Source organism: Alishewanella longhuensis, assembly GCF_014653435.1.
GTDB classification, from domain to species: Bacteria; Pseudomonadota; Gammaproteobacteria; order Enterobacterales; family Alteromonadaceae; genus Alishewanella; species Alishewanella longhuensis.
This window is the reverse complement of sequence record NZ_BNAO01000009.1, coordinates 39756-52489: the sequence shown is the minus strand read 5'-3', so window position 1 is coordinate 52489 and position 12734 is coordinate 39756. Positions and strand designations below refer to the sequence as shown.

Below are 12734 nucleotides of genomic sequence, written 5' to 3'. Positions count from 1 at the left end.
AAATAGCGCAGGCTAGCTGACTACTTTTTCAGTTTAGACAAGGCGGCAGCAAACGCATTACCCATGGCGGCATTGCTGCTATCTGTTGCCGGTTTCGGTGTCGCTTTTGCGGCTTTTACCGGCGCTTTATTGCCGGCATTTTCGTTGCGCGGGCTGGCTTGCTCATCTAACCGCATGGTCAGGGCAATACGTTTACGCGCTTGATCCACTTCTAATACTTTTACTTTTACAATGTCACCGGCTTTCACCACCTGATGCGGATCACTGACAAATTTATCTGCCAGCGATGAGATATGCACCAAACCATCCTGATGCACACCAATATCCACAAAGGCCCCAAAGTTGGTGACGTTAGTCACCACGCCCTCCAGTAACATGCCGGGTTCCAGATCTGACAGCTTTTCTACCCCGTCTTTAAAGTTAGCCATTTTAAACTCTGGCCGTGGGTCCCGCCCTGGTTTATCCAGCTCTTTTAAAATATCGGCAATGGTCAGTAAGCCGAAGTGCTCATCGACGAATTGAGCCGGGTCGACTTTATGTAGAAAGCTGCTGTTACCAATAATCTGCTCGACGCTTTTTTGATGCGCAGCCAGAATTTTTTCTACCAGTGGGTAAGCTTCCGGGTGCACGCCGGAGGCATCCAGTGGATTTTTGCCATCATTGATACGTAAAAAGCCTGCTGCTTGCTCATAGGCTTTAGGGCCAAGGCGAGGCACTTTTAATAGCTGTTTGCGCTCGGTAAAACGGCCATTTTCATCACGGTACTGCACAATATTTTGTGCCAGCGTTTTATTTAAACCAGCCACACGGGCAAGCAGTGCGGCAGAGGCGGTATTCAAATCAACACCAACCGCATTTACGCAATCCTCCACCACGGCATCCAGCGATTTGGTTAACAAGCTTTGGTTAACATCATGCTGATATTGGCCAACGCCTATGGCTTTGGGCTCTATTTTTACCAGCTCGGCCAGTGGATCTTGCAGGCGGCGACCAATAGATACTGCTCCCCGTAGTGATACATCCAGCTCCGGGAATTCCAACGCGGCCAGCTCAGAGGCAGAGTAAACTGAGGCACCGGCTTCCGATACCATAATTTTACTCAGTCGCTGCTGCGGCAGCGCTTTAAGAACTTCGCCGGCCAGCTTATCGGTTTCTCGCGATGCTGTGCCATTACCCACAGCTATCAGTTCAATCTGATATTCTTTGCAAAGGGCAATTAATATCTGTAGCGATCTGTCCCATTGATTCTGCGGCGCATGTGGGTAAATAGTGGTGTAGTTAAGCAACTTACCGGTTTCATCCAGGGCTGTTACTTTTACGCCGGTACGTAGCCCTGGATCCAGCGCCAGGGTCGGGCGCATACCGGCAGGGGCTGACATTAGTAAGTCTTTTAAGTTACGGGCAAACACATTAATGGCTTCTGCCTCGGCGCGCTCGCGCAGCTCACTGAGTAAATCGTTTTCCAGATGCAGCTGCAATTTAACTTTCCAGGTCCATTGCACCACGGTACGCAAGAAAGCATCGGCGGGCCGATCAAGCTGCCGGATAGTAAAATGCTCGGCCACCATTTGCTCACAAATGGCATGCGGTTGCTCCGCCGTGGCATCTGGCACTAATTGCAGTTGTAAAATACCTTCGTTGCGACCACGGAACATCGCCAGGGCGCGATGGGATGGTACGTTTTTTAACGACTCACTATGTGAAAAGTAATCACTAAACTTGGCGCCCTCTGCTTCTTTGCCAGCAGCCACGCTGCTTTGCAGCTGAGCATTTGCGCTTAAATATTGGCGCAAACGAGCCAGTAAGTCGGCGTCTTCGGCAAATTGCTCCATTAAAATATATTTGGCTCCCTCTAGCACGGCTTTGGCATCCACGTAACCGGCGTCTGGGTTGAGATAGTCCAATGCTGCTTGTTCCGGGTTTAGCAGTGGGTTAGCCAACAAAGCCTGGGCCAGCGGTTGCATGCCGGCTTCAATTGCTAGCTGGCCTTTGGTCCGTCTTTTAGTTTTGTAGGGCAGATATAAATCTTCCAGCCGGGTTTTGTTATCGGCGGCCAAAATTTCCTTCTCTAAGGCAGGTGTCAGTTTGCCCTGCTCAGCGATGGTTTTTAAGATGACCTGCCGCCGGTCTTCTAATTCACGTAAATAGCTTAAGCGCTGATCGAGCGTACGTAGCTGGGTGTCATCCAATGCGCCTGTCACTTCTTTGCGGTAGCGGGCAATAAAAGGGACTGTTGCCCCTTCATCTAATAAGGCAATGGCGGCGGCAACTTGCTCAGGACGAGCCGCAATTTCCGCAGCGATCTGCTTAACAATCATAGACATAGTTTTTCCTGCTAGCTGTTGGCATCTGGATATTGAATGTCCAGGATATACCAGTCTCTACTTCCTGTTGGCGTTTGCACTGTCGCCATATCATCAATTTGCTTTTTTAACAGTGCGCGGGCCATGGGTGAATCGATGGAGATATAGTCATTGCGGCCATAAATTTCATCCGGGCCGACAATACGAAAGCTTAAGGTGTTGCCATCATCATCTTCTATGCTTACCCAGGCACCAAAAAATACCCGGCCAGCCTGTTGTGGTGAATAGTCAACAATAGTGAGGTTTTCCAACCGTTTGCGCAAAAAGCGTAAGCGGCCGTCGATCTGCCTAAGCAGTCGCTTGTTGTATTGATAATCGGCATTTTCTGAGCGATCGCCCAAGCTGGCAGCCCAGGTGACAATTTTTGTTACTTCGGGTCGTTTTTTAAACCAAAGCTCGTCATGTTCATTTTTTAGCTGCTGATAACCTGCGCGGGTGATCAGCAAGGTTTTACTAATAGGTCTTTTCACTGTTCTGCGTTCGCCTTGCTGGTAAAGAGTAAAGCAGCGTTGCAAACCGGTTGCCCGCAATGCGGCCGATTATCGGCTAAAGTCCCAGCCGGCGTAAAGCTTTTTAGCCAATTTATGCCTTTTGTTACAGGTCCAACACTAAGTTAGCACTGGTTGAAAAATAAACTAAAACTACACTAAATAAGGTTAAACCTGAGTTTAAGAGGTGTAGATCATGAAAAGGGTAATGAAAGGTATTTTACTGGTTAGTTTGTTCAGTTTGAGTGCTTGTAGCACTCATCATACGTTATCGGCACGGGCGCAGATTGACCAGGAGTATATAAAGCAAGTAGAAGCCGCCTCGCGTAAAGCGAGCCATAGTCCTCGTATTTATTGGGTTAATCCGCCGGTGAAAAAAACGCCGGAAACCGATACGCCAGATAACTGAAAAACTTTGTAACATTCTTTGTACCGCCAGGCTAATGCAAAGGCGGTATTTTCGTTTATAGTGACCCTAAAACCTGAATAAGGATAGCGCAGTGGTCACAGAGACAACCAAAATTCTTGTAGTAGACGATGATTTACGTTTACGCGCCTTGTTGGAAAGGTATCTGGTTGAACAAGGTTATCAGGTACGTAGCGTTGCTAACTTTGAACAAATGCAGCGTTTAATGGAGCGTGAACATTTTCATTTGCTAGTGCTGGATTTAATGCTACCTGGCGAAGATGGTTTAGCCATTTGCCGTAAACTACGCCAGCAAGAAAATGATATTCCTATCATCATGCTAACAGCTAAAGGAGATGAAGTTGATCGTATTATTGGTCTGGAAATGGGCGCAGACGATTATCTGCCAAAACCCTTTAACCCTCGAGAGCTATTAGCGCGTATTCGCGCAGTGCTGCGTCGGAAAACCAAAGAAGCACCGGGCGCGCCCAGTCAGGAAGAAAGCATCATTGAATTCGGGCCTTTTCGCTTTAATCTGGCAACCCGCGAGATGTTTAAAGGCGAGCAAGCACTGCCTTTGACTAGCGGTGAATATGCTGTGTTGAAGGTATTAGTCAGTCATCCACGTGAGCCCTTATCCCGTGATAAATTGATGAATCAGGCCCGTGGCCGTGATTACTCTGCCATGGAGCGAAGTATCGATGTGCAGGTATCGCGTTTACGCCGGATGCTAGAAGATGATGCGACGAACCCGCGGTATATTCAAACGGTCTGGGGTTTAGGTTATGTGTTTGTGCCAGATGGTCGTTTAAATTAATGCGTATCTTTCCGCGTAGTGCCTTTGGCCAAACGGTATTTTTAATTGGTTTTTTGCTATTGATTAATCAGCTGGTGTCGTATTTTTCAGTGGCATTTTATGTGATCAAACCTAGCACCCAACAGATTAGTCACCTTATTTCCAGACAAGTAAACTTATTACTACCTGTTACAACACTGACTGCAGAAGAACAAGCTCTAATAAGTAAACATGTGCAGACAATAACTGGCAGCCAGTTATTTTCTGCAGAGCAAGCTATGTTACATGGCCTGGCCAATGCCAGCTATTACAGTTATTTCTCGCAACAAATGTCGCAAGAGCTGCAAACTGAAGCAGAAGTTAGAATTTCACAAACGGATAATTTTGTGTTTTGGGTGCGTTCAGCTGCTGCGCCTGATTATTGGGTGAGAGTACCTTTGGCTGGATTAGAAGAGACCAGTTTTCCATTACTCACATTTTATTTACTGATGATTGGTGTGCTTAGCGTTATTGGCGGCTGGTTATTGGCGCGTCATTTAAACCGACCATTGCAAAGTTTACAGTTAGCGGCCATACAAGTTGGTCGCGGTGAGTTTCCTGCACCTTTGTCGGAGGAGGCGGGCGCCACAGAGATCATTGCCGTAACCAAGGCATTCAATTATATGGCCAGTGGTATTCGCCAGTTAGAGCAAGATCGCGCTTTGCTGATGGCCGGCGTTTCGCATGATTTACGTACACCGCTTACCCGCATCCGCTTAGCATCTGAGATGATGACCGAACAGGACAGTTGGATCCGCGAAGGGATCGTTAATGATATTGAAGATATGAATGCGATTATTGATCAGTTTATCGATTATTTACGCCATCATAAGCAAGAAGAACTCCAGCACATTAATTTAAATGATTTGATAGAAGAGACCGTACAAGCTGAGCAAGTGCAACAGCGACAGCTGGTTACCCGTTTAGATCAGCAGCTGCCTCCCATTTGGTGCAGGCGCATCGCGATGAAACGGGTATTGAATAACTTACTGGAGAATGCTTTACGTTACAGTGAAGGTGATATTGAAATCAGCAGTGGCTATGAGCGCAGTCAAAAACGCATCTATTTGGAAATTCGTGATCATGGTCCCGGTATTCCTGAACATAAAATGCAAGCTATGTTTAGCCCCTTTGTGCAAGGAGATGAAGCACGTGGTAGTGGTGGTTCAGGTTTGGGATTAGCCATCATTAAAAAAATTATTGATATGCATCAGGGGGAAATTAGGCTACATAATCATGCCTATGGTGGTTTGGTGGTGACGGTGTTATTACCTTCAAAGTTTTCTAATTAAAACAAAACTAACAGCGACAATGTCAATAGTTCTAATTGTCGCTGTAGTTAAGTCGAGCGATTCTAAAGCTTATCGTGAATATCTTGCAGATCCTGTGCCGTAAAATGGTACGAGGTATTGCAGTATTCACAAGACATATCTAAGCCACCCAGAGCGACTTGTTCAGCTACCACCGCACGACCTAGACTAAAGAGGGCTGTTTCGCATTTTTCTTTTGAGCAGCCACAAATAAAGCGGATGGCTTGTGTTGGGAATACTTCAACCTGTTCCTGATGAAACAAACGATATAGCACTTCTTCTGCCGGCAGATTTAATAGCTCTGTGGCAGTAAGGGTATCGCTTAGCGTCACTAAGTCATTAAAGTCTTCCCGAGCTTTATCCTGCTCTACCGGCAGTACCTGCAGTAATAAGCCTGCTGCTCTATGTTGTGCGGTAATGTCAGTAAAGATATACAAACGGGTAGGTAATTGCTCTGATTGCGCAAAGTAGGCTTCAAGTGTGGTTGTTAAACTATTGCCGGTTAGCGGAATAATGCCCTGATAGCGTTCGCCTTGTTTGGGGGTGATGGTTACGACTAAATAGCCGTTGCCCACAAGCTCGTTAAAACTTTCTCCTTGCAGCTCTGACTGTAAGCGGGCGACTCCCCTAAATTGCTGCAAATGGTTACCGTTGACGGCCGCAAATTTTACTGGGCCGTCACCTTGCAATTGCATGGCTATTTCACCCTCAAACTTTAAGGTGGCAGTTAATAAACTGGTAGCAACCACCAGTTCTGCCAGAAGCTGCTTCACGGGTAAGGGATATTGATGGTTTTCCAACATTTGCTGCAAACTGTCATTAATATAACTTAGCTCACCTCTGACATGCTTGTGCTGAAATAAAAAACGTACTAGTGCATCCGACGCCATGGTTAGGTTCTCACTGCTGGGACTTTAATAATAACAATTGCCGCCGTTCCTTTTTATCTGGCTTAGTATCCGGGTGTGGGGCAAATAAAGAATTCGTCTTGCGTAACTCTGCTCGAACTGCGCGTTGCTCAATGCTCTGGGCAGTCTCCTGATACAGCTGTTGTGCCAGTGGTGCCGATAGACGCTTTTCGGTCAGCCCAAGCACGATAACAATTTTGTCGTCCGTGCCTTGCGCTAGTTTGATGGTGGCTCCGGGTTCAACTAATCGGCTGGCTTTGCAACGCTGGCCATTATAATGCACTTTACCGCCTTCGATCATCTCTTTTGCTAACGCCCTGGTTTTATAAAACCGACAGCCCCAAAGCCACTTATCCAAGCGTATCCCAGCCGAAGCCTGGCCATTACCTTTCTGCTCAAGTGTCATACTTTACCTATATGCTAAACAACATCTATTAGCTATTTTATTTGATTACCAGACAAAGGGTATGTTAAGAGTCGTTCTTGTTAGTCAGGTTATTATAGAGCAAAAGTACTTAATCGCTTACAGCGTCGCCTACTTTTCGCGTTATAAGTTTGTAAATAGGCATATCAAAGCTTGTTGACAGCTAAGCAACTCAGTAAGATGCTGTTAGAACAAAATTAAGAATCATGCTATGAATCAGACCTTGCCTTTACCAATAAATCAACTGCGCCAACAATTGCTGCGTATTCCAGTCGCTTTTGTGCGGGGCACGGTGAATTTGATTTTAGTTATTTTGCTAGCTTGGTTGTTAGCTAAATTTAGCTGGCAGTTCTTACCAAAGCCGGAAAGCGTTTTACCTGTGTTGCCTGTGCAGGCAACCGCTAACAGGTCTGTGCCTCAGGACCTGACAAATTTAACCCGCTATCCTTTATTTGGCAAAGCCGAACCTGTGGTGGCTACTACACCAGTTGCGGTCACTGAAGCACCGAAAACACAATTAAACGTTAAGCTTACTGGTTTGGTTGCGGTACCAGCAAAACCAGAGGCGGGTAGCGCTGTTATTGAACATCGTGGCACCGAGGCAACTTACGCTGTGGGGGATATGCTGGAGGGTACACGGGCGAAGCTGCATCAAGTATTAGATGATCGTGTGCTACTGGAACAGAATGGTCGTTTTGAAACCTTAATGCTAGATGGGGTTGAATTTACCCGCATCGCTCAGGCAAATGCAGGTTTGGGACGTGAAGATAATCCTGAGCTTGTTGCTGCACAAGAACCTATATTAATAGCAGAGCCGATAGCGACCGGTTTTAATAACCCGGAATTGCAAGCGCAGCGTGATGAAATTATGGCTGAGCCAATGAAATTTTTTGACTATGTGCGGGTAACACCCGTGCAACGTGACGGTCAATTAGCAGGATATCGGCTTATGCCAGGCAAAGATGCGGCGATGTTTCAACAGCTCGGTTTTCAGCAGGGCGATTTAGCCATCGAAATTAATGGTGTGCCGCTAAATGATATTCAGCAAGCGGGACGCATTATTAACGATTTGCGTGATGCGAGCGAGGCAGCAATAAAGATTGAAAGGGATGGCGAAATCAGAGATATTCTGGTTAGCCTGTCACAGTAGTATAACGATAAGAATTGGTTAATCTCTCATGAAATCAGGTTTTTTCTCGCGCCATAAAGGCCGTACACTGGCTAGCCTGTTACTGGCTGGCTTACTCAGCTTTGCTGTGGCTGCAGACAGTGATGTTAAATACTCTCCCAATTTTAAAGGTACGGATATTAATGAGTTTATTAATATCGTCGGGATGAATCTTAAAAAAACCATTATCGTGGATCCGCAGGTACGTGGCCGCATTAACGTGCGTAGTTACGATATGCTTACCGAAGACCAGTACTATCAGTTTTTCTTAAATGTGCTGGAAGTATATGGCTTTGCTGTAGTGGAAATGGATAGTGGCATCATTAAAGTGGTGCGTAATAAAGATGCTAAGACTTCCAACATTCCGGTAGTAGGGGACGAAAACCCGGGCTACGGTGATGAGATGGTGACCCGTGTCGTACCGGTGCGGAATGTTTCGGTACGTGATTTAGCACCGTTGTTGCGGCAGTTTGTTAATCAGGCCGGTGGCGGTCATGTCGTTAACTATGATCCCTCTAATGTCATTATGATGACCGGATCGGCTGCTTTAGTGGCTAGGTTGGTTGACATTATCCAACGGGTAGATAAGGCCGGTGATCAAGAGTTAGAGATCCTAAAACTTAATTTTGCCTCTGCCGGCGAAATTGTACGCATTTTAGAAAGTATCTATCGCTCGCAAGGTCGGGGCGAGCAACCAGACTTTTTAGTGCCGAAAATTGTCGCAGATGAACGCACGAACAGTGTAATTGTGAGTGGCGAAGCTCAAGCCCGACAAAGAGTGATTGAGCTAGCACGGCGCTTGGACGCTGAATTACAAACCAGCGGTAATACCCGGGTTATTTACCTAAAATATGCCAAAGCCGACGAGCTGGTACCGGTATTAAAAGGCGTTAGTGATTCTATTGTCGCCGAGGTGCAGGGTGGGCAAGGCGCTAACCCGCAAACTGCCAGACGCAGCACAGGGCGGGAAATTAGTATCGAGGCTCATGCCGATAGCAACTCGCTGGTTATTACCGCGCAGCCCGATATGATGCGGTCCCTGGAAGAGGTGGTGCGGCAACTGGATATCCGTCGCGCGCAAGTGCTGGTCGAAGCCATTATTGTGGAAGTATTTGAAGGCGATGGGACTGACTTTGGTGTGCAGTGGTTAAATAAAAACGGCGGAGGTACTAACTTTACTGGGGGTAACACTATACCCATTCTCAATATTGCTGCCGGAGCTGCTCAGGCTTCACAAATTACAAAGGGAACTACACAAACAGTCGCCAATCCGAGTGGTGGTTCCACCACCACCAGCACGCCTGACTCCAACCGTGACTATTCAGGCTTAGCCGATGCCTTACAAGGCTTAAATGGCGCCTTGCTGGGTTTCTATAATGGTAACTGGGCGGCAATTCTCCAGGCCGTTCGCTCCAGCACCAATTCTAATGTGCTGGCAACACCGCATATTACCACTATGGATAATCAGGAAGCGTTTTTCCTGGTGGGTCAGGAAGTTCCTGTGATTACCGGCTCAACAACCGGCTCTAACAATACCAATCCATTTCAGCAAGTACAGCGCCAGGAAGTGGGTATTAAATTAAAAGTAACACCGCAAATTAATGAAGGTAATGCTGTACAGCTTATCATTGAGCAAGAGGTGTCCAGTATTAGCGGCGCTACCGCGGTAGATATTATTACCAATAAACGTGAAATCCGCACCACAGTGATGACCGATGACGGCGCCACTATTGTGCTTGGCGGCTTAATTGACGAAGATGTGCAAGAGAGTGAGTCTAAGGTGCCATTACTGGGTGATATTCCGGTGCTAGGGCATTTATTTAAGTCTACCAGTGTCACTAAACGCAAGCGCAATCTTATGGTATTTATTAAAGCGACCATAGTGCGTGATGGCACTGCTATCAGCGGTATTAGCAAACAAAAATACAATTTCATCCGCGCCGAGCAATTAAAGCGCGATGCCGAAGGGATCCGTTTAATGCCCAATACCTCGCAAGCGGTATTACCTGAGTGGGACGAGAGCCTGAAACTGCCACCGAGTTTCGAGCAATATATGGAGCAGCAAAACCAGCAGCAGGATGAAGGGAAAAAACAGCAATGAGTGCCGCCATAACCGAAACGGAGATAGCGCCGGTTAGCAGTAAAATCCGGCTGCCTTTTGGCTTTGCTAAACGTTACGGCGTGTTATTACAACAGCAAGTAGATAGCTGGGTGCTTTACGTGCAGCCGGGGACGCAACCGCAGGCGCTGTTGGAAGTGCGTCGTTTGCTGGCCGAGCCCTTTGTGGTGCAAAAATTGGATGCACTGGCTTTTGAAGCGTTGTTGGAAGCGTCGTATCAGCGAGATTCTTCGGAAGCGCAGCAATTAATGGAAGATATCGGTAACGAAGTCGATTTAGCGTCCTTAGCAGAAGATATTCAGGAAACGGAAGATCTGCTGGAAAACGAAGATGATGCACCTATTATCAAACTCATTAACGCCATGTTAGGCGAAGCCATTAAATTGGGCGCGTCTGATATCCATATTGAAACCTTTGAGAAAGCCTTGATTATTCGCTTTCGGGTGGATGGGTTGCTAAGAGAAGTACTTAGACCGCATCGCCGGCTATCAAGCCTGCTGGTGTCGCGGATTAAAGTTATGGCAAAGCTGGATATCGCCGAAAAACGGGTACCGCAAGATGGCCGTATTAGCTTACGTATTGCTGGCCGAGCCGTTGATGTGCGTGTCTCTACCATGCCATCTAGCCACGGCGAGCGGGCGGTGCTGCGTTTGTTAGACAAAAATAACTCCCATCTTAATTTAGCTGATTTAGGGATGAAACCCGGGGTAGAAAAATTATTCGCCCAGCTTATTTTAAAACCGCATGGCATTATTTTGGTCACCGGCCCAACCGGCTCGGGTAAAAGTACTACGCTTTATGCCGGTCTTAGCGAAATTAATACCAAAGATCGTAATATTCTGACAGTAGAAGATCCCATAGAGTACGAACTGGAGGGGATAGGCCAAACCCAGGTGAATACCAAGGTTAATATGACCTTTGCCCGTGGTTTAAGAGCGATTTTACGCCAAGATCCCGATGTGGTGATGGTAGGGGAGATTCGCGATTTAGAAACGGCACAAATTGCCGTACAAGCCAGTTTAACAGGGCACTTGGTACTGTCTACCTTGCACACTAATACCGCCGCCGGTGCCGTGACACGGTTAGAAGATATGGGCATAGAAGCCTTTTTGCTCTCGTCCAGTTTGTTGGGTGTTTTAGCGCAACGCCTGGTGCGAACCTTATGCCCACACTGCAAAGAAGCACATCAGCCTGATAAAGAAGAGCGTAACTTACTTGATCTTACCAAAAAAGATGAGGTAGTGATCTATCGTGCGACAGGTTGTGAACACTGTAATTTTAGTGGTTATAAAGGCCGTACCGGTATTCATGAACTGATTATGGTGGACGATGCGATGCGGGAGATGATCCACAACGGCAAAGGCGAGCAAAGTATCGAAAAATATGCCCGGCAGTTCACGCCCAGCATTCGGGCTGACGGTTTCGCCAAAGTGCTTGCCGGTATCACGACGCTAGAGGAAGTGCTGCGTGTGACCCGTGAGGATCTGTAATGGCTGCTTTTGAATATCAGGCACTGGATGTGCGGGGTAAAAAAGCCAAAGGCGTGCTGGAGGCGGACAATGCGCGTCAGGCAAGGCAGTTATTACGCGAGCGAAAACTCACACCCCTAACAGTGGAATTAGCATCGCAACAAGAAAAACTGTTAGCCAGTGGTAAGAGTTGGTTTAAACGCAAAATTTCGGCGTCGGAGCTGGCGCTGATTACCCGACAGCTTGCGACATTAGTCGCGGCAGCTTTGCCGATAGAAAGTGCTTTGCTGGCAGTAGCAGAACAATGTGACAAGCCTCGTCTAAAAAATATGATGATGTCTGTTCGCTCCAAGGTTGTTGAGGGCTATAGCCTGGCGGAGGGCCTGGCTGAGTTTCCCCATGTGTTTGATCATCTGTTTCGATCTATGGTGGCGGCGGGTGAGAAGTCTGGTCATTTGGATCAGGTGCTCAACCGTTTGGCCGATTACACCGAGCAACGACAACATATGCGCAACCAAATCTTGATGGCCTCGGTCTATCCGGTGGTGATGGTGGTTGTCTCGTTATTGGTTATCGGCATTTTACTTGCGGCGGTTGTACCAAAAATTACTGAGCAATTCGAGCATATGGGGCAGCAATTGCCGGCACTAACTCGCTTTATGATCAGTGCCAGCGAGGTCGTGCAGCAACACGGTATCTGGGTGATCATTCTACTGATGCTGGCGCTGGTGGGCTGGCGGCGAATGCTTACCAAGCCCAAGTTTAAATTGAATTATGATAGGCGTATCTTAAGGGTAAAGGTGATAGGCCGTATCGTTAACAGCGTAAACACCGCCAGGTTTGCCCGTACCCTAAGCATTTTGAATGCCAGTGGCGTACCGTTATTAGAGGCAATGCGTATTAGCGCCGATGTGTTATCCAATACCCATATGCGGCAAAGTGTAGCGGAGGCGGCTGCCAGAGTAAGAGAAGGTACTTCACTCCGCGCCGCCTTGGAGCAAACCAAATTGTTTCCGCCGATGATGTTGCATATGATTGCCAGCGGGGAAAAAAGTGGGCAGCTTGATGCAATGTTAGAGCGGGCGGCAGATACTTTGGATCGTGAATTTGAGATGACGATGACCGTTTCGCTGGAAATTTTTAAGCCGTTGGTGGTTATTATATTGGCAGTAATAGTGTGTTTAATAGTAATGGCCATCTTACTGCCAATCCTTGAACTTAATAATATGGTAGGAAAATATTGA

11 protein-coding genes are annotated in these 12734 nt (G+C 47.1%); 7 read left to right on the top strand and 4 right to left on the bottom strand.

Annotation, left to right across the window (positions count from 1 at the left end):
- Positions 1-20: 20 nt before the first annotated feature.
- Both IE163_RS15065 and greB read right to left on the bottom strand, forming a co-directional pair.
- On the bottom strand, positions 21-2324 hold the full coding sequence (locus tag IE163_RS15065; protein ID WP_189433819.1) for a Tex family protein: 2304 nt from the start codon (positions 2322-2324) through the stop codon (positions 21-23).
- Positions 2325-2335: 11 nt separating this feature from the next.
- Positions 2336-2833 (bottom strand): transcription elongation factor GreB, encoded by a 498-nt coding sequence (greB, locus tag IE163_RS15060; RefSeq protein WP_229833596.1) that lies wholly within the window; start codon positions 2831-2833, stop codon positions 2336-2338.
- Positions 2834-3047: 214 nt separating this feature from the next.
- Between greB and IE163_RS15055 the strand changes: the two genes are divergently transcribed.
- From IE163_RS15055 to envZ, 3 genes are all read left to right on the top strand, one after another.
- A complete protein-coding gene (locus tag IE163_RS15055; protein ID WP_189433818.1) occupies positions 3048-3260 on the top strand; it encodes a hypothetical protein in 213 nt (70 codons plus the stop codon).
- A 91-nt stretch (positions 3261-3351) separates the two neighbouring features.
- On the top strand, positions 3352-4074 hold the full coding sequence (ompR, locus tag IE163_RS15050) for an osmolarity response regulator transcription factor OmpR (RefSeq protein ID WP_189433817.1): 723 nt from the start codon (positions 3352-3354) through the stop codon (positions 4072-4074).
- On the top strand, positions 4074-5384 hold the full coding sequence (gene envZ / locus IE163_RS15045) for a two-component system sensor histidine kinase EnvZ (protein WP_189433816.1): 1311 nt from the start codon (positions 4074-4076) through the stop codon (positions 5382-5384). Before ompR ends, envZ begins: the two co-directional genes overlap by 1 nt.
- A gap of 62 nt (positions 5385-5446) precedes the next feature.
- Here envZ and hslO read toward each other — a convergent pair whose 3' ends face one another.
- Positions 5447-6292, bottom strand: a complete 846-nt coding sequence (gene hslO / locus IE163_RS15040) for an Hsp33 family molecular chaperone HslO (RefSeq protein WP_189433815.1) — start codon at positions 6290-6292, stop codon at positions 5447-5449.
- A 10-nt stretch (positions 6293-6302) separates the two neighbouring features.
- Positions 6303-6716, bottom strand: coding sequence for a ribosome-associated heat shock protein Hsp15 (hslR, locus tag IE163_RS15035; protein WP_189433814.1), 414 nt, complete (start codon positions 6714-6716; stop codon positions 6303-6305).
- A 229-nt stretch (positions 6717-6945) separates the two neighbouring features.
- Here hslR and gspC point away from each other — a divergent pair, with 229 nt between their 5' ends.
- From gspC to gspF, 4 genes are read left to right on the top strand one after another with little or no spacing between them, the layout of a single operon-like run.
- A complete protein-coding gene (gene gspC / locus IE163_RS15030) occupies positions 6946-7884 on the top strand; it encodes a type II secretion system protein GspC (RefSeq protein WP_189433813.1) in 939 nt (312 codons plus the stop codon).
- Positions 7885-7912: 28 nt separating this feature from the next.
- Positions 7913-10003, top strand: a complete 2091-nt coding sequence (gspD, locus tag IE163_RS15025; RefSeq protein WP_189433812.1) for a type II secretion system secretin GspD — start codon at positions 7913-7915, stop codon at positions 10001-10003.
- Entirely contained in the window at positions 10000-11511 is a 1512-nt protein-coding gene (gene gspE / locus IE163_RS15020; protein WP_189433811.1) for a type II secretion system ATPase GspE, read from the top strand. Before gspD ends, gspE begins: the two co-directional genes overlap by 4 nt.
- Positions 11511-12734: a type II secretion system inner membrane protein GspF gene (gene gspF / locus IE163_RS15015; protein ID WP_189433810.1), complete on the top strand. Its 1224-nt coding sequence runs from the start codon at positions 11511-11513 to the stop codon at positions 12732-12734. Before gspE ends, gspF begins: the two co-directional genes overlap by 1 nt.

Bases quoted from the DNA above. Each gene is read 5' to 3' on its own strand.
- gspF (WP_189433810.1), top strand. From the start codon at position 11,511: ATGGCTGCTTTTGAATATCAGGCACTGGATGTGCGGGGTAAAAAAGCC.
- hslR (WP_189433814.1), bottom strand. From the start codon at position 6,716: ATGACACTTGAGCAGAAAGGTAATGGCCAGGCTTCGGCTGGGATACGC.
- envZ (WP_189433816.1), top strand. From the start codon at position 4,074: ATGCGTATCTTTCCGCGTAGTGCCTTTGGCCAAACGGTATTTTTAATT.
- IE163_RS15065 (WP_189433819.1), bottom strand. From the start codon at position 2,324: ATGTCTATGATTGTTAAGCAGATCGCTGCGGAAATTGCGGCTCGTCCT.
- gspD (WP_189433812.1), top strand. From the start codon at position 7,913: ATGAAATCAGGTTTTTTCTCGCGCCATAAAGGCCGTACACTGGCTAGC.
- IE163_RS15055 (WP_189433818.1), top strand. From the start codon at position 3,048: ATGAAAAGGGTAATGAAAGGTATTTTACTGGTTAGTTTGTTCAGTTTG.
- hslO (WP_189433815.1), bottom strand. From the start codon at position 6,292: ATGGCGTCGGATGCACTAGTACGTTTTTTATTTCAGCACAAGCATGTC.
- gspE (WP_189433811.1), top strand. From the start codon at position 10,000: ATGAGTGCCGCCATAACCGAAACGGAGATAGCGCCGGTTAGCAGTAAA.
- gspC (WP_189433813.1), top strand. From the start codon at position 6,946: ATGAATCAGACCTTGCCTTTACCAATAAATCAACTGCGCCAACAATTG.